23 protein-coding genes and 1 riboswitch are annotated in these 20,386 nt (G+C 45.5%); of the genes, 18 read left to right on the top strand and 5 right to left on the bottom strand.

Features of this window, described 5'->3' with window-relative positions:
- Positions 1 to 8 precede the first annotated feature (8 nt).
- Positions 9 to 593, top strand: a complete 585-nt coding sequence (locus HUG15_RS16630; protein ID WP_200124161.1) for a CPBP family intramembrane glutamic endopeptidase — start codon at positions 9 to 11, stop codon at positions 591 to 593.
- Between the two features lie 34 nt (positions 594 to 627).
- Here the strand turns inward: HUG15_RS16630 and HUG15_RS16625 are convergent, their stop codons facing one another.
- Both HUG15_RS16625 and HUG15_RS16620 read right to left on the bottom strand, forming a co-directional pair.
- Positions 628 to 1,359 (bottom strand): (S)-benzoin forming benzil reductase, encoded by a 732-nt coding sequence (locus HUG15_RS16625; RefSeq protein WP_200124160.1) that lies wholly within the window; start codon positions 1,357 to 1,359, stop codon positions 628 to 630.
- A 622-nt stretch (positions 1,360 to 1,981) separates the two neighbouring features.
- Positions 1,982 to 3,457, bottom strand: a complete 1,476-nt coding sequence (locus HUG15_RS16620; protein ID WP_200124159.1) for a spore germination protein — start codon at positions 3,455 to 3,457, stop codon at positions 1,982 to 1,984.
- 323 nt (positions 3,458 to 3,780) lie between these two features.
- Positions 3,781 to 3,945: riboswitch (M-box (ykoK) riboswitch) on the top strand.
- Between the two features lie 203 nt (positions 3,946 to 4,148).
- Between HUG15_RS16620 and mgtE the strand changes: the two genes are divergently transcribed.
- The 9 genes from mgtE (at position 4,149) to HUG15_RS16570 (ending at position 11,471) form a co-directional block, all read left to right on the top strand.
- Entirely contained in the window at positions 4,149 to 5,513 is a 1,365-nt protein-coding gene (gene mgtE, locus HUG15_RS16610; protein WP_200124157.1) for a magnesium transporter, read from the top strand.
- Positions 5,514 to 5,579: 66 nt separating this feature from the next.
- On the top strand, positions 5,580 to 6,470 hold the full coding sequence (locus HUG15_RS16605; RefSeq protein ID WP_211202249.1) for an N-acyl homoserine lactonase family protein: 891 nt from the start codon (positions 5,580 to 5,582) through the stop codon (positions 6,468 to 6,470).
- A 10-nt stretch (positions 6,471 to 6,480) separates the two neighbouring features.
- A complete protein-coding gene (locus tag HUG15_RS16600; protein ID WP_200124155.1) occupies positions 6,481 to 6,939 on the top strand; it encodes a MarR family winged helix-turn-helix transcriptional regulator in 459 nt (152 codons plus the stop codon).
- Positions 6,940 to 7,140: 201 nt separating this feature from the next.
- Positions 7,141 to 7,419 (top strand): hypothetical protein, encoded by a 279-nt coding sequence (locus HUG15_RS16595; RefSeq protein WP_200124154.1) that lies wholly within the window; start codon positions 7,141 to 7,143, stop codon positions 7,417 to 7,419.
- Positions 7,403 to 7,696, top strand: coding sequence for a type II toxin-antitoxin system RelE family toxin (locus HUG15_RS16590; protein WP_200124153.1), 294 nt, complete (start codon positions 7,403 to 7,405; stop codon positions 7,694 to 7,696). The genes HUG15_RS16595 and HUG15_RS16590 overlap by 17 nt, the downstream gene beginning before the upstream one ends.
- Before the next feature lie 442 nt (positions 7,697 to 8,138).
- Positions 8,139 to 9,089, top strand: coding sequence for an alpha/beta fold hydrolase (locus HUG15_RS16585; protein WP_200124152.1), 951 nt, complete (start codon positions 8,139 to 8,141; stop codon positions 9,087 to 9,089).
- A 132-nt stretch (positions 9,090 to 9,221) separates the two neighbouring features.
- Positions 9,222 to 10,424 (top strand): aminotransferase-like domain-containing protein, encoded by a 1,203-nt coding sequence (locus tag HUG15_RS16580; RefSeq protein ID WP_200124151.1) that lies wholly within the window; start codon positions 9,222 to 9,224, stop codon positions 10,422 to 10,424.
- A gap of 96 nt (positions 10,425 to 10,520) precedes the next feature.
- Complete coding sequence (locus tag HUG15_RS16575) at positions 10,521 to 10,658, top strand: lmo0937 family membrane protein (protein ID WP_200124150.1); 138 nt, start codon at positions 10,521 to 10,523, stop codon at positions 10,656 to 10,658.
- 66 nt (positions 10,659 to 10,724) lie between these two features.
- Positions 10,725 to 11,471, top strand: a complete 747-nt coding sequence (locus tag HUG15_RS16570) for a YwaF family protein (protein WP_200124149.1) — start codon at positions 10,725 to 10,727, stop codon at positions 11,469 to 11,471.
- Here the strand turns inward: HUG15_RS16570 and HUG15_RS16565 are convergent.
- On the bottom strand, positions 11,417 to 11,806 hold the full coding sequence (locus HUG15_RS16565; protein WP_200124148.1) for a YhjD family protein: 390 nt from the start codon (positions 11,804 to 11,806) through the stop codon (positions 11,417 to 11,419). The two genes, HUG15_RS16570 and HUG15_RS16565, sit on opposite strands and share 55 nt — an antisense overlap.
- Before the next feature lie 183 nt (positions 11,807 to 11,989).
- Between HUG15_RS16565 and HUG15_RS16560 the strand changes: the two genes are divergently transcribed.
- The 6 genes from HUG15_RS16560 (at position 11,990) to nfsA (ending at position 16,840) form a co-directional block, all read left to right on the top strand.
- Positions 11,990 to 12,304: an IDEAL domain-containing protein gene (locus HUG15_RS16560; RefSeq protein WP_200124147.1), complete on the top strand. Its 315-nt coding sequence runs from the start codon at positions 11,990 to 11,992 to the stop codon at positions 12,302 to 12,304.
- A 671-nt stretch (positions 12,305 to 12,975) separates the two neighbouring features.
- Positions 12,976 to 13,227, top strand: coding sequence for a DUF3923 family protein (locus HUG15_RS16555; RefSeq protein WP_200124146.1), 252 nt, complete (start codon positions 12,976 to 12,978; stop codon positions 13,225 to 13,227).
- 355 nt (positions 13,228 to 13,582) lie between these two features.
- The gene (locus HUG15_RS16550) at positions 13,583 to 13,681 is read left to right on the top strand and encodes a putative holin-like toxin (protein ID WP_200124145.1); all 99 of its coding nucleotides are present in this window, start codon (positions 13,583 to 13,585) and stop codon (positions 13,679 to 13,681) included.
- 443 nt (positions 13,682 to 14,124) lie between these two features.
- Positions 14,125 to 14,655 (top strand): dCTP deaminase, encoded by a 531-nt coding sequence (gene dcd / locus HUG15_RS16545; RefSeq protein WP_200124144.1) that lies wholly within the window; start codon positions 14,125 to 14,127, stop codon positions 14,653 to 14,655.
- Positions 14,656 to 14,697: 42 nt separating this feature from the next.
- Complete coding sequence (gene allB / locus HUG15_RS16540; protein ID WP_200124143.1) at positions 14,698 to 16,107, top strand: allantoinase AllB; 1,410 nt, start codon at positions 14,698 to 14,700, stop codon at positions 16,105 to 16,107.
- Entirely contained in the window at positions 16,097 to 16,840 is a 744-nt protein-coding gene (gene nfsA, locus HUG15_RS16535) for an oxygen-insensitive NADPH nitroreductase (RefSeq protein ID WP_200124142.1), read from the top strand. The genes allB and nfsA overlap by 11 nt, the downstream gene beginning before the upstream one ends.
- Positions 16,841 to 17,254: 414 nt before the next feature.
- On the opposite strand, the gene HUG15_RS16530 is transcribed toward nfsA, so the two are convergent.
- Complete coding sequence (locus HUG15_RS16530; protein ID WP_200124141.1) at positions 17,255 to 17,680, bottom strand: DUF948 domain-containing protein; 426 nt, start codon at positions 17,678 to 17,680, stop codon at positions 17,255 to 17,257.
- A gap of 178 nt (positions 17,681 to 17,858) precedes the next feature.
- Positions 17,859 to 18,137: a 4a-hydroxytetrahydrobiopterin dehydratase gene (locus HUG15_RS16525; RefSeq protein ID WP_200124140.1), complete on the bottom strand. Its 279-nt coding sequence runs from the start codon at positions 18,135 to 18,137 to the stop codon at positions 17,859 to 17,861.
- A gap of 376 nt (positions 18,138 to 18,513) precedes the next feature.
- Between HUG15_RS16525 and accC the strand changes: the two genes are divergently transcribed.
- The gene (gene accC / locus HUG15_RS16520) at positions 18,514 to 19,857 is read left to right on the top strand and encodes an acetyl-CoA carboxylase biotin carboxylase subunit (protein ID WP_200124139.1); all 1,344 of its coding nucleotides are present in this window, start codon (positions 18,514 to 18,516) and stop codon (positions 19,855 to 19,857) included.
- Positions 19,858 to 19,893: 36 nt separating this feature from the next.
- Positions 19,894 to 20,382 carry an acetyl-CoA carboxylase biotin carboxyl carrier protein gene (accB, locus tag HUG15_RS16515; RefSeq protein ID WP_200124138.1) on the top strand — a complete coding sequence of 163 codons (489 nt, stop codon included), beginning with the start codon at positions 19,894 to 19,896 and terminating at the stop codon, positions 20,380 to 20,382.
- Positions 20,383 to 20,386: the final 4 nt, after the last annotated feature.

Genomic DNA, 20,386 nt, shown 5'->3' with positions numbered 1-20,386 from the left:
GGGGTTTGATGGAAACAACCAATGCCCGCTTGCTTACAGCCGTTTGGCAAGGATTTGGTTTCATGGTTCTCGCCGGGCTGTTAGTAACGATCATTTTTCGTTGGGGCGAGGTGCTGCCTTTTTTAGCAGGGCTTTTTCACCCGGAATTCTTTACCCGTGATGTTTTGATCGGGCTTGGCAGCGGCGTGCTCATGGCGCTTGTTGTGACTATCATCATGAAGGTAACGAACATTGATTTGCCGGATAACGACTTGACCCGGCTATTAAAAAAAATCATCCGGGCACGTGGCGGAATTGTAACGATCGCGCTGGGGGCGGGTGTTGCCGAAGAATTTCTTTTTCGTGGCGTGCTTATGGGTTTAGTCATTGATGAATGGAACACGGCATTGGTGCTCGTTTTAAATGCACTCGTTTTCACCGCCTTGCATGTGCCGCAATATAAGGGAAAGATGCTCATGCACATCGTTGTTTTTGTTATGGGCATTTGGCTAGGCGCATTATTTTTATTGAATCACACCTTGTGGGCGCCGATTGCCGCTCACGCGCTTTATAACGCCATTCTTGGCTGGCAAATGCGAAGAGAGACCGATTGAAAAAGGATTGCGCCTTCATTGCGCAATCCTTTGCTCATAGATAGTCTCTTATATCGAGAAGCTTTCCGTTCTTGGCTTTCGGGTCATCGAGTAACTGAAGCATGGCTTTTGCCGTGTCATTCGGATCGACGAGCGCCCCTTGTTCTTTATAAGCTCGGAATTTGTCCACGTGTTCAAATGAATCCTTTGATGTGCCGCGAATCGTCGTTTGCATATCCGTGTCGATAATGCCGGGTGCTACAGAAAGAAAACGGGCGGGATTGGCCGCATCTTTTTGCTCGAGGGCGGCGGTTTTTGTATACATATCAAGGCCCGCTTTTCCGGTGCAATACGCGCTCCAGCCTTCCATCGGACTCCTGCCCGCGCCGGAACTGATGTTTAATACGATTCGGTCTGCAGAAAAATGCTCACTGTGTTCCAAAAACGCTTTCGACGCAATCATGGGCGCGCTCACATTCACGGCAATGCTTTTGGCGATTTCATGCGGATCATTTTGGGCAGCGGGTCCGACGGGAGAGATAAGTCCGGCGTTGTTCACTAACGTGAGAGCCGTGCATGTTTGTTTATCAATTCTGGAAAAAATCGATTGAAACGTTTGGATGAGCGCGTCGACATCGCTAACATCGACTTGGTAGCTGTATTGATTTTTTGCTTCGGAAATTTGTGATCGGGCTAAGGCATGCACCGTCGCTCCCCGCCCGAGAAATGCCCGTCTCATCGCATCCCCCAAGCCTTTTGAGGCGCCGGTAATAATGACATGTTCCATTGTTTCTCCTCCTCCTAAAATAAGCGGTTCTTTTGTTAAGGATCTACCCATAATGTATCACAAAAATCGAAGGAAATGGGATACAAAACGTAGCCCCGGTCGCCATGGAGGGCATGGTGACCGAAACCGAGGGATACGATCAATTTCGGTCGCCCTGAGAGCGTTATGGAGCCCGAACACGAAGTCTCCGTCCGAATTCGGTCGTCCTGAGAGCGTCATGGAGCCTGAACTGGAAGTCTCCGCCCGAATTCGGTCGCCATGGGAGCGCCATGAAGCCCGAACTGGAAGTTTCAGTCCGATTTCGGTCACCATGAGAGCGTCATGAACCCCGAACTGGAAGTCTCCGTCCGAATTCGGTCGCCATGAGAGCGCCATGAGGCCCGAACTGGAAGTCTCCGCCCGAATACGGTCGCCCTGAGAGCGCCATGAAACCCGAACACGAAGACTCCATCCGATTTCGGTCGTCCTGAGAGCGCCATGAAGCCCGAACTGGAAGTCTCCGTCCGAATACGGTCGCCATGGGAGCGCCATGAAACCCGAACTGGAAGTCCCCGCCCGAATACGGTCGCTATGAACCCGTCATGGGGCAAAAACCACTCCGGGTTCCCGCCCGGTGACCCCGCTATCTCTTTTTCGCTTGTCTTTTTTGGTCCAGCGGATGAACGAAAGTGGGACGAAAGTTTTTATACGGCTGCGGCATACGTATCAGTAAATCTATAAAAGCTTTAGTGTTGAAAGGGAGGAAGGGCCACAAATAAGGCGTATTCAATATTTTCGTTTTGACGAGTGCTAAGAAGATCAAAAGCCCGGCGATCACAAACCCGTACAATGAGAAGAAGCCGACAGCAAGAACAAGGGCGATTCGTATCAGCACATTGCATAGCCCCAACTCATAACTTGGTGTAGAGTACCCGGCGAGGGCACTAACGGCGGCGTACATGACGACTTCATTCGTGAATATTCCTACCTCAACGCCAATTTCACCGATAAGAATGGCAGCGACAAGGCCTAAGGCTGTCGCTAATGCGTCCGGCGTGTGAATCGCGGCCATTCTTAAGACTTGCAGGCCAAATTCAGCAACGAGAACTTGCGTAAACAACGGCAGGTTATAATCCTCTTCAATTCCTAGAAACCCCCACATTTCCGGACCGAATGCTTCATTGTCTGCAATAAGAAACCATATTGGGAGAAGAAAGATAGAAATAAAAACAGCTAAGAAACGGATCCACCGCAAAAAAAAGCCGACGAATGGTTCCTGCCGGTATTCTTCTGCATGTTGGAGATGATGGAAGTAGGTCGTGGGCACAATCATGACGACATTTGAGCCATCAACCAATACGAGCACATGCCCTTCCATAAGGTGAACGGCTGCTGAATCGGGACGTTCTGTATAACGAACTTGCGGGAATGGTGCCAGATTTTTTTTTATAAGAAATTCTTCGATGGTTTTTTCGGCCATGGGTAAACCGTCTATATCAATGGCGTTGATTTTCTTTTTTAGCCGTCGTATAAGTTCCGGGTCGGCAATGGATTCAATGTAGCTGATGACGACATCCGTTTTCGAACGGCGGCCGACCCGCATGGCTTCCATTACCAAAGAAGGGTCACGCAGACGGCGGCGAATGAGACCGCTGTTAAAAACAAGGGTTTCCACAAATCCATCTTTGGCACCGCGGGCTACTCGTTCCATATCGGGTTCTTGTGGTTCTCGAACGGGATATTCCCGCACATCCATAAGCAAAGCTTCGTTGCATCCTTCCACGATAAACGCAGCTTGCCCGGAAAGGATTTGGGTGGTTAATTCCTCTAATTCATGTTCCCGTTCCAATTCTGCAATGGGGGTCAATCGCTCTTCCAGACGGGTGATGGGGTCTTTCGTGAGCGCTTTTGCGTCAAGTGCAGATAGATTTTCAATAATTTGGGTAACAACTAAATCGTTGGTGAATGCATCGACCGCGTAAAGCGACATTTTTTTGCCGCCGAAATGATATTCTTGTTCAATGATGTCAAAATTTTTATCGGCACGTAGTTCTTTTTGTAATAACGAAATATTGTAGTCATAGTCGTCGCCAAGTTGTTTTTTTGCCCGCTTTCGCATTCTTTACCTCCCCCTTTTAGGATTTATCCCGGTGATAAGCGCCCGCTTTCCTAGAAGTCAGGCAACGGAACCCGGAAATCGGAAGACCTTGAAAAAAGCCTTTTCCTACCTCTGCCCTCTGAAATCTGACCTCTGGAATAACGGGCGACTAACACCCCGATTCGTTCAACTAACCATCAGATGGGAATGAAAAAAACTCTGATGGAAGTTTCACTTTATTGTCTGCACATGGAGCATTTACATACATACAGGATGGAAGTAATAGCCCCGGTTGACAGCACTTTCTCCATTCTGTATAGTCAAAAGCGGCATAGAAGGAAAATGATTCAACTCGTTAGGTGAGGCTCCTGTGCGGAGAAATGCTGCTGCCCAAAAATGTCTAAAGACGCCAATGGGTAAACAGAGGTCATCGAGCTAAGGTGACTTTTAATGCAGCTGGCATTTGTCCTATGCCGCACAGTGCTAAAGCTCTACGATGGAGGCAAACGTATTGGAGCAATTGTTATTGCTTCAGTGAGCCGCCTTTCGAGAGAAGAAGGCGGTTTTTTCATGAATATTCAGTCAAAAGGAGGTGGGGGGCGTTTGGTCCTCGATTCGAGCGATCATAATCATGTACTCATGACAGAACAGACAATTCATCAGCCGCCCCTTGCCGTTTGATAGCAAGAGGCGGCTTGCAGGAGGGATAATCGTGGTTAAATTGAATGACGAAACACGTGCTGCCTACAACCGGGATTTGTTGGCGTTGCTTCAAGACGGTGAAGACACCGCTTTTCGCTTAAAGTTTCTCGACCTGCATCCCGTCGATCAAATGGAAGTCGTCCAACAAATGGAAGAAGAGAACCGCAATCGTTTTTACGAGATAATGACGGCTGCGGAACTTGCGGATATATTTGAAGAACTGGATGTTGAAGAACAAAAGGATATGGTTCATGAATGGGAAAATAAAGACATGAGCGATGTCTTTAACCATATGAATGCGGATGATGTTGCCGATTTCCTCGGGGAACTGGAAGAAAAAGAACGTGAAGAAATTTTGACCGGTATGGATTCGGAAGAAGCCGAAGACGTCAAAGAGTTACTCACGTATGAAGAAGAAACCGCCGGCGCGATTATGACGAAAGAATCCATCCATCTTCATAAAACGGAAAAAGTCGGTGACGTTTTAAACCGGTTGCGCAACGAAGCGCCGGATGCCGAGATGATTTATTATCTGTATGTCGTGGATGAAAGTGAAAAATTAGCCGGTGTTGTCTCTCTGCGTGATCTCATGGTCGCTCCCTTGGATGAACAGGTTGGCAATGTGATGAGCCGTCGCGTCGTTTCCGTTCATGTGAACGATGATCAGGAAGATGTGGCACGCCTAATCCAGAAATATGATTTTCTCGCGGCTCCTGTTGTTTCTACGCACAATCAATTGTTGGGTATTGTTACTGTTGATGATGTTATCGATGTACTAGAAGAAGAAGCAACTGAGGATCTGGCTGAATTTTCGACGACGCGAGGGACGACAGATGTGAATATTTCCGCGTTCACTGCGGCAAAGCGACGGGCACCATGGATTATTTTGCTCATGTTTTTAGGGATGATCACCGCGGGTATTATCGGTCAGTTTGAAGAGACACTGGAACAAGTCGTTTTGCTTTCGGCTTTTATCCCAATGTTGATGGGCTCCGCCGGAAATGTGGGAACACAATCCTTGGCGGTCGTTGTCCGCAGCTTGGCCCTTGGCAACTTTGAAAAAAAAGGACTTTTTTGGGCGTTAATTAGGGAATTAGGCACGGGTCTCGTCATCGGCTTTGCGTGTGCATTGACGCTCATCGTTTTGATTCCGTTCCTTTACGACGGGGATCTCTTTTTAGCCTTCATTGTTGGATTTTCGATCTTTCTTTCTTTGGGCGTCGCGGCAGTGATTGGTTCCCTCGTCCCTTTAATTATTAATCGGCTGAAACTCGATCCCGCTATTGCGTCGGGACCGTTTATCACAACCTTTATTGACGTCGTGTCGATTACGATTTATTTTTCTTTGGCTACGATGTTGTTGCAGTTTTTATAGGCTATCGGGGCGGGTTGCATACCCGCCCTTTAACTATGTTGTTTATTCAGTTATCGAGCCAGTTAATTGAATAAAAAGATGGGAATACTTTTTTTGCATTTACGTGACACATCATCCATGATATATGACATGTCATATAAATTAGGAGAAACCATGAAAATTCATATACTGCACACGGGTGAGGTTTTAATTGATAGAGCATTAGCTTATAAAGAAAGTACTCTACACCCCATGCCATTTACCGGTTGGTTTAGAGGGAAATCCAAATCACTTTGGGCTCCAGTTTCAATCTATCTTATCGAGCATTCGAAAGGTTATATACTTGTTGATACGGGTTGGCATGAGGATATACGAAACAACCAAAAAGAGCATTTGGGCAGACTGATCAACTCCATGTTTAAGGGAGATCTACCCGAAGGAGAATCTGTTCCAGAACATTTAAAAAGGGTAGGGGTACATGTCCGCGATCTTGAATACGTTCTGTTGACTCATTTGCACGCAGATCATGTTAGTGGTTTGTCTCATGTTGCTGGAGCAAAAAACATATTGGTGAGCAACATCGAATGGAAAGATGCTCAAAACAATATCAACTATAATAGCAAAATGTGGGAAGGAGTAAACGTCAATACTTTTGCCTTTGACAAGAATACTGCTCGCCCCTTTAAGATGGAATATGATTTGTTCGGCGATCAATCGGTAGTTCTAGTCTATACGCCAGGGCACACAAAAGGAATGTTTAGTGTTTTATTACAATCGAAGAATAAACGAATACTCTTGGCGAGTGATGTCGGGTACTCTCCACATTCATGGAAAAATTTAGTATATCCTGGAATTACGAGTAATAAGAAGCAAGCCATTCAGTCATTGGAATGGTTGAAAAGTATAGAAGGGTATATAGATCAAATCATTGTTAATCACGATCGTAATATACAGCCGCAGACGATTGAGCTAGATTAGGGGAGAGCATATGTATAGAAATCAGGAGATCTTCCGATATCTTATTCTCGCATCACAAAGAGAAGGCAACCGTCAATTAATGAAGATGCTTAAAGGTTTAGATATTACACCATCGCAAGCAGAAGTTCTAAGATTACTACAACAAGAACCATTTATTAGCTTAAAAGACATTGGTGAAAGATTAATTTGTGAAACGGGTAGTCCTTCGAGGTTGATTAACACAATGGTCGAAAAAGGGTTAATCATAAGCAAGGTGGACAACAAAGACAATCGCTTAAGAAGATATAAATTAAGTTCTCTTGGAATTGAGCAAGCAGAAAAAGTGAATGAAGTTGAAAAAACAATTTATCAAAGTCTCCAAAAAATATATACAGAAGAGGAAATCAATACTTTAAACGATTTACTTTTTAAATATGTGTCTCAAACCCCCTTATCAGGAGCCTTTCAGAAAAGAGGTTACATTGAGTAGTACACTGTTACAATAAACGGGCGCTCTAATGGAATAAAGAAGCGCACATTTTTTCATGGGCAGTGCAATGTTATTAGTACATTCTGAATCGAACATTTCTCGTAGGGGTGTGTAAAAATACCCATGTATTGATCACACTTCAGGGTGTGCAAAAATAACCATGTTATAATGGTGTTAATAAATAGCGAGGCGGTGTTTAAAATGAGTGTTAACCGTGAAGATCTAAAACGGCTAATTGACTTTATTCACGAAGAAGATACGGTGGAGGTATATGACTTTATTGGTTATTTAAATATGAAACGGGAAAGAGAAGCCATTGATCAAATGGATATAGATCTTTTTTCTGAGGATCAAGAACTCATTCGTCAGATAGAACAAAGTCGTGAAGATCGTGCAAATGGACGTATTTATGATCAAGAACAGGGGTTAAAGTATCTTCAAAACAAAATCAAGGAGTTTGAAAGTGAACAAAATTTATAATGTCTATTGGTCACAAGCTGCCCTTGATGAATTGAGTCATATACTTGCTTATCCTCCAGAAGTTAAAGAACGGATATATTTGGATGCATATAAACGATTATCATATATGCCCACTTTGACTGCAAAACAAATACCCAACGGGACCTTGAAAGCGTATTGGGTAAGGCTTGGTTTGTATCAAGTTATCCTGGTATTTGAAGTTGATGAAGAAGAATCTGTTGTAATGATTGATGGTATTAGACACAAGAGAGAAAATGTTTATTGGAACAGAAAGTAATCAGGTAGTAGAAATCGAACCTCCATTTAAAGGGGGTTCATTTACGAGACAGGTTGGTCTGACGAACGTTTCTTGATGCAAATTCTTCATTTTGATAAATATTCCGTTAACGAAGCGCAAATCTGGAACAATGAAATAGGAGGGGTAAGGTGGGCATTATCGGTACTGCCAATATTGCTCTTGCTGCTTTTATATCTTTAGTTAGTTTCATCATTTGGTTGGTTGTACGATCTGGTAAAAGGCAAAAGCGTGATTATGAGAATGATTAGTCTTCCTGAATCGAGGCGCAATTGTTGAAATAAAATCAAAGCCCGATCTTTGTGGATGTGGAGCAGTCATCTGATCGGGTATCGCCTATTCGTTAAATGTACCTGAAACTTATCGATATAGCTAAACGTGCGTAATTAGGTAAAGGTTATCTTGAGGGAGTTGTTTTAGAAAAATGCAGCAAGATAGTAAGACTGTTTCTAAAGAGTATGTATATATCAATGGGATTAAGCAAGGTTTAATTCTTGAAACAACGGATGAAAATTTACCGGTTTTACTTGTGGTACACGGAGGGCCAGGTTATCCATTATATCCGATCGTTCAAGCAAATGATGTCCAATTCCATCATCTGTTTACGGTTTGTTATTGGGATCAACGCGGCACAGGCTTGTCCTATACGTCGGACAAAAAGGGCTTAACAATTGATCAACTTGTAAATGATACCATTGAAGTCAGCAACTATTTGATTCAAAAGTTTTCCAAAGAAAAAGTTTATATGATGGGGCACTCTTGGGGGACGATTATTGGCAGCAAAGCAGCCAGTATCCGTCCGGATCTTTTTCATGCTTATATCGGTGTGGGGCAGATTGGATCACAAAGCGCGTCTGAGAAAGAAACCTACAATGCCATTTCCGAAAAGGTCAGAGCAACGGGAAATGAAAAGTGGATTTCCGAGATCAATAGTGTAAATTATAGCGATGCTTATTATAAAGATCGAAAATATTTTACTATTGTAGATAAATCTAGAAACAAGTTTGGGGGCGGTTTTTTACGTGAAGGATACCCCAATTCACAAGGTTTAAGAGATGTATTTGGCACACGTCAGTACTCGTTGAAAGAAAGAATGAATGTGTTCCGAGGACTTGCAATCGCGTATCAAGCCTTTGGCGAAAAGATGGCCAAGACGGATTTAACGACTGAAATCAGTGAGATAAATACTGATGTCTATATATTTCAAGGGAGACATGATTATTTAACCACGCACCGCCAAGCGTTACGTTTCTATGATCATCTGAAAGCGCCTAAAAAGAACTTCTATACTTTTGAAAATGTCTCACACACACCTTTTATTGAGGAACAGTCGGCATTTTTAGAGAAATTACAAAACGAGGTATTGAGCAGTTAGTGTTTAGAAATTGTTCCGTGACCGGATGTTTAAGAACGCCTTTCTGCAATTAGTGGATTCCGGGCTTCCAATTGACATTTCCATCATATACGCTAAAATTGAAGGAATTTATATTGTGAAAGTGGGATTATGATGAAATATGCCTTTGCCAAGCGCGTCCGTCATTTGCAGTCATCTGCCGTACGCGACATTTTAAAAGTCGTTAATCAGGGGGATGTGATCTCATTTGCCGGTGGCTTGCCGGATGATGAACTCTTTCCGGTGGAAGCGATTGAGGATGCGTTTTCGCGTGCGTTGGCCAAGGGAAAAAAAGCCATGCAGTATGGGGAGACCGAAGGTTATTTTCCTTTGCGTGAAGTTATTATCGAACGGATGAAAAAGAAAGGGATAATGACGTTCACACCGGAGCATGTGCTATTGACAACCGGTTCGCAGCAAGCGATTGATTTATTTTCACGCGTGATGATTGGCCCCGGGGATGTGATTTTCACGGAAGAACCGACGTACTTGGCAGCATTGCAAGTTTTTCAATCTTACGAAGCAAAAATTGAGCCGGTGCGTTGTGATGAAAATGGGATGGACATGGATGATTTACAAGAAAAAGTGAAAGCATTTAAGCCGAAAGTCGTGTACGTCGTCCCGACGTTTTCGAATCCTGCCGGGCGGATTTGGTCGCTGGAACGGCGTAAACAGCTCGTTCGCGTGGCCCATAATCACAATATACTTATCTTTGAAGACGATCCGTATGGGGATATTCAGTTTACAAGCGGGGGCTATACGCCGATGGCAGCGCTCGATAATGGCACGCATGTTGTCTATACGAGTTCCTTTTCAAAAACGGCCGTTCCTGCATTGCGTACGGGATGGATTGTCGGACCTTACCAGGTGATCCGCATGATGTCCCAGGCAAAACAGGCGAATGACTTGCATTCGAATTCACTTGCCCATCAGGCATTATATGAACTTTGTCGGCATTTTGATTTGGACAGCCATATTCAGGACATTAGCCGATTGTATGCCCACCGCAAGGATGTGATGGTCAATGCATTGCAACGCTCCGAGCGTTGCACGCTGGACTTCGTTGAACCGGAAGGCGGCATGTTTCTTTGGTTGGAAGTCGATCCCCGGATAAACACGGAAACGCTTTTGAATGAAGCCGTTAAGCGGGGGATTGCTTATGTGCCGGGGGCTCCTTTTTACACGGAAACGCCCCAGTATAATACGCTGCGCTTAAATTTCACCCACGCCACCGATGACCAAATAGAATTCGGGATGAAAAAGCTGACCGAACTCTTTGCTGAAGTGGAGGAACAGGCTGTCCATAAAAGCGTTTAATCAGGTGATCCACAGGGAATGGCCAAAATAACCCTAATAATCATTGCGCTTTCCTAATATACTTGTAGCATTTAGGGACAAGGGGAGGGACGCAAAATGTTATGGACGATCATTGCCGTTTTGATTGTGCTTTGGTTGCTCGGGTTTATCGGTGGAACAGGTGGGCTTATTCACCTTCTGCTCGTGATCGCGCTCGTCGTTCTCATTTTCCAAATGATTACGGGGCGGCGGTGAAAAAGGGTACCTTCGGCGTCTGCAACATTTCTTGCAGGCGCTTTTTCATCAGGGAGGGAGATTTGTATGTGGTGGTGGGCGTATACCCACGACGGACCGGGATTTACTATGTTCGGGCCGGCGCATATGGGTGTGATCGTTTCATTGTTTCTCGCGTGCGTGTTCATTGTGCTGATGCGAAACTGGTTGAAGGAGTCCGTGAAAAGACAGAATTTTTTTCGCTTTGGCTGCGTCACGATTTTCATTGCCGGGGAAGTATTTTTGCAGTTCTGGTACATAGACGCGGGCGTTTGGGACCCGTCATTCGCGTTACCGTTGCATTTGAGCAGCATCGCCTGGATCGCGGCGATTTTTATGTTATTGACCCGTAGCCAAATGTGGTTTGAGATTACGTTTTTCGTAGGTGCCGGCAGTGCATTTCTGACCATTTTAACGCCGGATGTCGGCAACTATGGGTTTCCTCATTTTCGTTTTCTTCATTTTTTTATTACCCATGCCCTTGTAATCGTCGCTGTTGTCTATATGTTGGCGGTGGAAAAGATGCAGCTTCGTTTCCGATCGGTTTTCCGCGTGTGGTTCTATTTAAACGGTTATGCGGCGCTCATGTTCATCTTTAATCTATGGGTGGACGGCAATTACATGTATTTAATGGAAACGCCGCCGGGTCCTTCGCCGTTTGATTGGTTTGGCCCATGGCCGTATTACATTTTCGTATTGCAAGCAGTGGCGCTTCTCGTATTTATCGGGATGTATGGTCTTTATTGGTGGATTTCCGGTAAATTTCCTTCTTCCGTAAACAAACGATCACCTTGAAGATAACGGGTCATACACCGTCCCGTTTGTCTTTTTAAATGGGCATTCACATAGCGGTTCTGACCTTCGTAACGGTTGCATACATAACCGTAAGTGGAAAATGTCTCATCGGCATCGAGCAGATAGACGCGGATGTTGCGTTGTTTTTGCACGCGCTTGAGTTGTTGAAGGTCGTTTTGAAGAGAAGCGAGCGCTGTTTGAACGATGGCCATGTAGGGAGCTTTGATGTTCATGTTTTGTTGCAGGTGCCCTTGGTCTTTTTCGAATGTTTTTTTCACCAATGGCAAAATCACGGCGTAATGGATAAAGGTGAGGTCGGTTTTGCGTACGAACATGTCGTCACCTCCTCGGAAAGTGTAACGTTAGTATAACGAATAAATGTTCGTACATTCAAGAGGGAAGTTTTACAAAATGTTCAGGTTTAAATGTGCGGTCAGGCGGGTAATAGTTTTAAAATAAGTGAAATGTATTGGCCACGGTCGAATCATACCTGTATGAGGAAATCAGGGGGGATAGCAATGGCAGCTTCAACATATGAAAATGAACTGTTTGAAAAGTTGAAAATGATTCGAAAAGGATACCGGGCGCCCAGACAAGTGGTGCAATCGCTTTATGCCCGTATGATGTTGGAATATTCCGTTTATGTCTTTACAAAAGACCGCTATAAACGGCTGATTGACGAAGCGTTGGATGCAAAAGACGAGGAACGTTTCCGCGCGTTAACGAGCGAATATAGTGAATGGCGTGCCCGTTACCAATCCGGGTGTACGATTTCCGAACATGGCTATGAGATGGAATGTAACTTTGAAGACAAAATCAACATCGACAGCTGAGGCTGTCGATGTTTTCTGTGTGCGGGGGAGGGTTATTGGTTGGAGTGAGAAACCTGCCGAGGGTTCCCTCTGACGGAGGAAGAGCTGCCCCGAGAGGAGCAAGAGAGGCAAAGTAATCCCTCTAGCGGGGGATGAGCTGCGCCGAGAGGAACAAGGGAAGCAAAGTAATCCCTCTGGCGGAGATCGAGTTGCGCCGAGAGGAACAAGGGAGGCAAAGTAATCCCTCTGGCGGAGATCGAGTTGCGCCGAGAGGAACAAGGGAGGCAAAGTAATCCCTCTGGCGGGGGATGAGCTGCGCCGAGAGGAACAAGGGAAGCAAAGTAATCCCTCTGGCGGAGATCGAGTTGCGCCGAGAGGAACACGAGAAGGGAAGTAATCCCTCTGGCGGGGGATGAGTTGCGCCGAGAGGAACAAGAGAAGGAAAGTAATCCCTCTGACGGAAGACGAACTGCTCTAGGAGGAACAAGGGAAGGGAAGTAATTCCCGCCCCACTCATCACTTAGTTCAATCATTTGCACGGTGCTATCCTTTTATAAAAAAGTTGAGCCTGTTGATATTCGCGGCAGGAGAGGTCTATTTTATCCATTTGCTTTTCTCTTAGTTGTCTTTATGTTATTGTTTATAGCTGATAGAATTAGGTGAGGATATTATTCATAAAAGAGGTGTGTTCGGTGAAATTCGCTTGGATTGCTTGGTGGATCGTCAATGCTTTTTGGTTGGCTTTATTTGCAGTAGGTTCGTTTTTTTTAGCGCAACGAGATGTAGATGCGACTGGTGCAGTTCAAACGCCTGGAATCATTATGTTGAATATTTTGACTTTAGCAATGGTTTTTATTATTCCTTTGCTCATTCAACTTGGTTGGTTAGTTGCAATGGTAATTATAAGACGTAAAAGAAATCAGGAGATGGCAGTTCAGGAATAAGGTGCGAAAATGGGATGCAGCTACGACAATTGAGGAGAAGTGATGCACCAAGAGTAAGGATGAATATAATACGATAGTAGCCCAATGGTCCCGCTTGAACCTAACTGGTTGGCGATCACTTTCGAATCAGGTATAAAAATAATATAGTTTGTAATATTATCCGAATCTGCATGGTGCTCTTTTAGCTTACGTTGAATAAGTTTCTCGTTCCTACAGTCCCAACAATTCGGTAAAATAGGAATATAAATATAATATTTTTAAATGAAAGTAACCATATGTATGATAGAACAAAAGAAGCTGAATACTCATGTGCGGGCAATTTTGGCACATCCCTGAAATGAAAGGGGGTGTTGCCATGTCAGTATTTGAAGCGCTACAATTAGCCATTGCTTTCGGTATGTTTACGTTAGCCTTGCTAACCTTAGTGTGGCTAATACTGGCAAACAAAAAATAGCCCCTCATGAGTCTTGGCGGACGTGAAGGGGCTACCCTGAAACAATATAGCCAAAAGCCCGTAGCTAGGGGTTCAGCTTACCGTCTAGTATTCTATACTAGACGGTATTTTCATTATATGCCACATTTTTTATATTATACAACAAGTTCACGATCATATTCAATGGTTATCGTATGTTTCTTCAATTCGCAATTTATCAGTGGTAATATTCAGATATATCGCTCGGACGTAAGCAACTGTCTGTTTAAAACACCCTTTTAGTTTCCATTGATACACTTCCCTTCCCGGTGACTCACCCTTTTAATAACATGCCATTTGCTCCATACCGTGGTTTTTGTTCACCCCGGCACTCCTCGCATCCCTCAATTGAGCCTAACCGGTTGGCGAGCGCTGTCGAATCAGGTATACTTGAACTATGAAATAGCCGTTCAGGAGGAAGCCCTTTGATATTATCAGATGCCACGATTAAAGCGATGCTGGCGCGTGAGGAACTTGTGATTGAGCCTTTGACCGATGTGCAAGTCCAACCCGCGTCCGTTGATATTCGACTCGGAAACCATTATTTAAAGATTGATGAAAATGCGATCGAATCAATTGCACTCGATACCCCGGCGCAATATGTTGAATTTGAAGCGGAAGAGGTCATTATTCCCCCGAATTCTTTCCTGCTCGCGACGACGAATGAGTACATAAGACTGCCGGAAAATCTAACCGCATTTGTGGAAGGCCGCAGTTCGATCGGCCGCATGGGGTTGTTTATCCAAAACGCCGGCTGGGTTGATCCCGGCTTTGAAGGCGAGATTACCCTGGAACTCTTTAACGCCAACCGTTTGCCGATCCGTTTAATCTCCGGGCGCAGAATTGCCCAACTCGTTTTTGCCCGAATGGACCAAGAAGCAACCGCCCCTTACAATGGAAAATATCAAAAACAACGCCAAGCAGTGGGAAGTCGTGTTTACGATGATATTGATTAAGCTGTCCCCGGGTTGGGGACAGCTTTTTGGAGTTGATAGAAGATGTACGATGTAAAAATAGAAAACGGTCGGCTTGTAACGAGCCGGGAGACATTTCCGGGAACGGTTCTTATTCAAGATGGGAAAATTGCCGCGGTGAAAGCTCCGGGGGCAAAGGATGAAGCCCGCGAGGTCATTGACGCTTCCGGAAAACACATCCTCCCGGGATTGATCGATACGCATGTCCATTCCCGTGACCCAGGACCGACGCACAAAGAAGATTTTTCTACCTCCACGCGTGCGGCGGCCGCCGGTGGAATCACGACGATCTTTGAGATGCCGAACACGACGCCGCCGGTGCGTGATGGGACCTCTTTTGACGAACAAGCTAAACATTTACAAAAAAAAGCCGCGGTTAACTTCGGCCTCTGGGGCATTTGCCTCGGCCCTTTAAACAGAGCTGATTTTATGGACATGCATCGCAAAGGGGTTATCGGTTTTAAATATTTCTGGGGATACGGCATCCACCGGGAAACCTTTCAACTGCTTTACAACGTTAGCGAGGCGGACGATCAAGTCATCCAGCCTTACGATGACGGTGAAGTGTACGCGATGATGAAAGAAGTAGCCAAAACCGGACAAATATTCGCAGTCCATGCAGAAAATCATGAATTGATTCGCCAACTCGGAGAAGAAAAAGACCCGGCAGATGAATCGTATCAAGCATTGTTGGCTTCAAGGCCGGGCCTTGCCGAGCAACTTACCGTGGAGACGGGCATTACGCTTGCTAAGGCGGCCGATGTTCATTTTCATGTTTTGCATGTGTCCGCGGCGGAAAGTGTAGCGGCTGTACGGCGCGCACAAGCGGCCGGGCAACGTGTAAGCGTGGAAACGTGTCCCCACTATTTATTTTTAAACGATGAAGATTATGAGACGGTCGGCAAGGATATGAAAATTTTCCCGCTTGTTAAAACCGCCGCGGACCAAAAAGCCATCTGGGAAGGCATCAATGACGGAACGATCACCGTTGTTTGTTCCGATCATGCCCCGCATACTGAAGATGAAAAATACGGCGGCAAACTAAGCGAAATTCCGGCGGGCATGTGCGGGGTTGAGACGATGGCGCCGCTTATGCTAAATGCGGTCAGTGAAGGCAAATTGACGCTCAACCGTCTCGTGGCGTTGCTAGCGGAAAACCCTGCGCACCTGTATGGGATCGCCGATCAAAAGGGAACATTCACCCCCGGAAGCGACGGAGATATCACGATCGTGGATATGGAAAAAACGGGCGTGATCCGTAAAGAAGCGCTGCATAGCAAAAGTAAAATCAGTGCTTATGATGGACGCTCGATTAAAGGCTGGCCCGTTCGCACCATGGTTGGAGGAAGAACCATCATGCAAGACGGGGAAATTGTGCATGATCAAAAGGAAGGAAAACTTGTAACACCAGGAGGGAAACATCATGGATCATAAAAATACACGCGATCTTATTCAAGCACATCAATCCATACGCAAATTTAAAGAGACGGAGGTTTCTGAAGACATCGTGACGGACTTGGTAGATTCCGCCCGTTGGGCACCGACGTCCCACCATGTGCAAGCGTACACGATCATTCGTGTCCGCGATCAGGAAAAAAGAAACGCCATTTCGGAAGTTGCCGCCAATCAAAAATACGTGCGCGAAAGTCCGTTATTTCTCGTGTTTGTGGCGGATTGGCATAAGCATGTCATCACTAGCGAAAAATATGATGCAAATTATGAGTTGGAGGAAACGGAAAATGTAATCGTCGGCGCGGTCGATGTGGCGTTAGCTGCCGAAAACGTCTTGCTCACCGCCCGTTCTTACGGTCTAGGCGGCGTGATGATTGGCGGCGTCCGCAACGATTTGCATCGTGTGGCGAACATACTCGAGCTTCCGAAACATACATTTCCGGTCATGGGGCTTTGCCTCGGCTATCCGGATCAAGATCCCGGGCAAAAGCCGCGTTTCCCGAAGCCGATGATTTTACACGAGGATCGTTATGAAGCGGAACGCTATCACGAAGGTTTGGACGAATACGAACGCGTGACAAGCGAATACTACGAAAAACGGACGAACGGAAAGAAAACCGACGGTTGGGGGGCAAACATGATCAATTATCTTGGCAATCCCCGACGTCAGCAAGTGACCACATTTTTAAAAGATCAGGGCTTTACATTAAAATAACAGGTTTAAAGTTGTGCGAGAAGTGGAAGATATAAACAACACCCCCTGTTTTTATAGAGAAGGTAAGGATACGATTAAGCGTTGTCCTTATCTTTTTTTTGTTTAGTGGCGTTGGCGGATCCAATGATCAGAACGCACCCATGATCATGGGACCCGAACGCGGGGATCGCAGTGGATTCCGGTCACCATGAACGCTCCATGGTGCCCGAACTCGAGCGCCGCGCCGAAATTCGGTAGCCATGACCGCTCCATGGCGCCCGAACGCGAGCTCTGCACCAAAATCCGGTCGCCATGACCACTCCATAGCGCCCGAACCTAAGCGCCACACCGAATCCTGGTCACCATGAACAATCATTCTCATGCATACAAAAAAAGAGTGTAGACTTGCGAAATGTCTACACTCAGCTTCAAACGCTATTCATTTTTTTGGTTGCGTTTTTGATTTAAAAAATAAATAAATGCCGCCAGACCGTAAAAGCCGCTCAGCCCTTTTTGATGCGAGGTGTCGGTCGCTTCTTGTGATCGATTTTTCATCGATTCGGTTATATCCACGAGTGAGGATGATAATCTCCGGGAAGCTTCGCCTGCATCACCGATCATGGCGAAGAAAGGGTTCAAATTGGCTACTTTTTCATTGACATCCAAAATCGTTTCATTTGTATTGTGGAGAACCGTTCCCGTCTCTCTCGTAATTTCATCCAACTGGTCGGGAAGTTTTCCGATTGTGACTTCTGTCTTGGAAAGCACATTGGCTAAGTTTCCGAGGGCTTTTGCCAAGAAGACGACGAGAACCGCAAATGCGATCGCGAAGATTAAAGCTGCAATTCCAAGTAAATCCATTTTTCCATCGCTCCTTCAGGTTAAGGGGTAGTATCCCTTTGATTATCTACGATATCCAAAAAAATGGCAAGATAATCACCGATTAACGGTAAAAAACGGTTTCATGCGGATAAATCAGAGAAGGGGCCAACGAGGCAACCGTGCCGAAAGCGTCAGCCCTTTGCCGTGTGATTCCCGTTTAAATGCGGCCGCTTTTCAATAAGTTGTCGGAAGCGTTAGCAGCGGCAATGTCTTTTTCTGTGAGCGCTCCTTGGTCCACGGTCGTCCATTGAACGGTGACATTTGTATGGTCAATGGTCACATGGGGATGGTGCTGAACGCCTTCCGCATAGACCGCAATTTTATTCACAAAAGAAATTCCTTCGAAATAACTGTTGAATGAAAAACATTTCCATATTTTTTCTCCTTCCAATGTCCATCCTGCCAATGCTCGCGCCTCTGTTTTTACGTCTTCCATGATCGTTCACCTCCATTTGATTTCTTTGTTATCTATTCCTGTTTCGGGTAGGACTCAAACCCTTCTTTGTCTAATATTGTAGGAAAAGAAAAAATCAATTGCTTCTTCTTCCGACAATTCATGCCTGTTCGATTTGATATTTTAAAGGTGAAAATACCTTGCTGAAGACAATGGAGCGATGGTAAACATTGACGGTTGATACGTTTTTATTTAGAATTTAGAAGGATAGGCGACAACGTAAGGGTACGGTTTTATACGTAATTTTTGGTAGGTAAGAAGTATAAGTCAACTTTTTTACTGACATAAGTGCAACTAAGGCTTTCGCCATAAAAGCTTGGCGAAAAACCAAGTTTTCGAATAAAGGAGACACTCCAGCATGATTAATAAGGTTTTAATCGCCAATCGCGGTGAGATTGCCGTTCGCATCATCCGGGCCTGCCGTGAACTGAGCATCGAGACGGTCGCTGTTTATTCAGAAGCGGATCAGGAATCCTTGCATGTGCTTATCGCTGATGAAGCCTATTGCATCGGTCCGAATGCCGCGGCAGAAAGCTATTTGAACAAAACAAATCTGATCGCAACGGCGACGAAAACAGGCGCGGACGCGATTCATCCCGGGTATGGTTTTTTAGCGGAAAATGCAGCATTTGCTGACATTTGTGCCGATCATGGCCTTACATTTATCGGACCGTCCGCAGAAGCGATTGATAAAATGGGTGCCAAGTCACAAGCGCGCAAAACGATGCACGAGGCAGGGGTTCCGATCGTGCCAGGTAGTGACGGGCTGATTGATGATGAAAAGGAAGCCCTTAAAACGGCAAAAGAAATCGGATATCCCGTCATTATAAAAGCAACGGCCGGTGGTGGCGGAAAAGGCATGCGTGTCGTATACGATGCCGATGAATTGATTCATTCGATTACGATGGCACGACAAGAAGCAGAAACCAATTTCGGAGACGCAGGCGTTTACTTAGAAAAATTTATCGAGGAACCGCGACATATTGAAATTCAAATTATGGCTGATCGGTTTGGGAATGCCATCCATTACGGTGAGCGGGATTGTTCCATCCAGCGTCGTCATCAGAAGCTAGTGGAAGAAGCCCCGTCACCTGCGATTGATGACGATATTCGCAAACAGATGGGAGAAGCGGCCATACAAGCTGCAAAAGCAGTGGACTATGTCGGTGCTGGAACCGTTGAATTTTTGCTTGATAAACATCACCGTTTTTATTTTATGGAAATGAACACACGTATTCAGGTGGAGCACCCGGTTACAGAAGAAGTGACAGGTGTGGACCTCATTAAAGAGCAAATTTTAGTTGGCGGCGGACATCCTTTATCCATCGGGCAAGAAGAGGTTACCGTACGTGGCCACGCGATCGAATGCAGAATCAACGCCGAAAATCCACAGAAAAATTTTCGATCCTCTCCGGGAGAAGTTACGATGTATTTACCGCCGGGAGGGCCGGGCGTGCGTGTAGACAGTGCGGTTTACACGGGTTATACGATCACGCCTTATTATGACTCAATGGTCGCGAAATTAATTGTTTTCGCCCCGAACCGTGAAGAGGCAATTGCACGAATGAGACGCGCACTCGTGGAATTTGTCGTGGAAGGCGTGGAGACAACGATACCTTTCCACCTAGCGCTCATGGACAACGAAGCGTTTGCATCAGGGGACTTTGATACGACGTTTTTGGAAAAAGAGACCATTATCTAAACGATATAATTCCAAAGAAGGAGGAGGATGTTCTTCATGTACAAAATTGAGGAAATTAAAGATTTAATTAAAGCGGTTGATGATTCAGGTATTTCCGAATTAGAGGTCACAGGCGAGGACAACGCGGGGCTTGTCATCCGTAAAAAACCGGACGGCGTTATGCAACAAGCGGCTGTTCCCGCGACGCAAGAAACTGCGCCGCCGGTACCGGTTGAAAACGTCCAATCCGCAATGCAAGAGGGAGCCGATCAACAGCAAACACCATCGGCAGATCCGAACGTTGAACAAATCACCTCACCAATGGTCGGAACATTTTACCGCGCGCCTTCACCGGATGCCGATGTTTACGTTCAGCCCGGAGACCGAATCAATGAATCGACAGTGGTATGCATCGTAGAAGCAATGAAATTGATGAACGAGATAGAAGCGGAAATCGAAGGGGAAATCAAGGAGATTCTCGTCGAGAACGGGGAACTCGTTGATTATGGACAACCACTTTTTCTGGTTAAAAAAGGAACGGATTAATTGG

The organism is Salicibibacter cibarius, from assembly GCF_016495725.1.
Taxonomy (GTDB): Bacteria; Bacillota; Bacilli; order Bacillales; family Marinococcaceae; genus Salicibibacter; species Salicibibacter cibarius.
The sequence above is the reverse complement of the archived record's forward strand: the minus strand, read 5'-3'. Positions and strand labels throughout refer to the sequence as shown.

Coding starts and splice junctions, on each gene's coding strand:
- HUG15_RS16580 (WP_200124151.1), top strand. CDS start 9,222: ATGAAATATGCCTTTGCCAAGCGCGTCCGTCATTTGCAGTCATCTGCC.
- nfsA (WP_200124142.1), top strand. CDS start 16,097: ATGGATCATAAAAATACACGCGATCTTATTCAAGCACATCAATCCATA.
- HUG15_RS16525 (WP_200124140.1), bottom strand. CDS start 18,137: ATGGAAGACGTAAAAACAGAGGCGCGAGCATTGGCAGGATGGACATTG.
- HUG15_RS16625 (WP_200124160.1), bottom strand. CDS start 1,359: ATGGAACATGTCATTATTACCGGCGCCTCAAAAGGCTTGGGGGATGCG.
- HUG15_RS16575 (WP_200124150.1), top strand. CDS start 10,521: ATGTTATGGACGATCATTGCCGTTTTGATTGTGCTTTGGTTGCTCGGG.
- HUG15_RS16600 (WP_200124155.1), top strand. CDS start 6,481: ATGTATAGAAATCAGGAGATCTTCCGATATCTTATTCTCGCATCACAA.
- HUG15_RS16585 (WP_200124152.1), top strand. CDS start 8,139: ATGCAGCAAGATAGTAAGACTGTTTCTAAAGAGTATGTATATATCAAT.
- HUG15_RS16565 (WP_200124148.1), bottom strand. CDS start 11,806: ATGTTCGTACGCAAAACCGACCTCACCTTTATCCATTACGCCGTGATT.
- HUG15_RS16620 (WP_200124159.1), bottom strand. CDS start 3,457: ATGCGAAAGCGGGCAAAAAAACAACTTGGCGACGACTATGACTACAAT.
- HUG15_RS16560 (WP_200124147.1), top strand. CDS start 11,990: ATGGCAGCTTCAACATATGAAAATGAACTGTTTGAAAAGTTGAAAATG.
- allB (WP_200124143.1), top strand. CDS start 14,698: ATGTACGATGTAAAAATAGAAAACGGTCGGCTTGTAACGAGCCGGGAG.
- HUG15_RS16530 (WP_200124141.1), bottom strand. CDS start 17,680: ATGGATTTACTTGGAATTGCAGCTTTAATCTTCGCGATCGCATTTGCG.
- accC (WP_200124139.1), top strand. CDS start 18,514: ATGATTAATAAGGTTTTAATCGCCAATCGCGGTGAGATTGCCGTTCGC.
- HUG15_RS16550 (WP_200124145.1), top strand. CDS start 13,583: ATGTCAGTATTTGAAGCGCTACAATTAGCCATTGCTTTCGGTATGTTT.
- accB (WP_200124138.1), top strand. CDS start 19,894: ATGTACAAAATTGAGGAAATTAAAGATTTAATTAAAGCGGTTGATGAT.
- HUG15_RS16630 (WP_200124161.1), top strand. CDS start 9: ATGGAAACAACCAATGCCCGCTTGCTTACAGCCGTTTGGCAAGGATTT.
- HUG15_RS16595 (WP_200124154.1), top strand. CDS start 7,141: ATGAGTGTTAACCGTGAAGATCTAAAACGGCTAATTGACTTTATTCAC.
- HUG15_RS16570 (WP_200124149.1), top strand. CDS start 10,725: ATGTGGTGGTGGGCGTATACCCACGACGGACCGGGATTTACTATGTTC.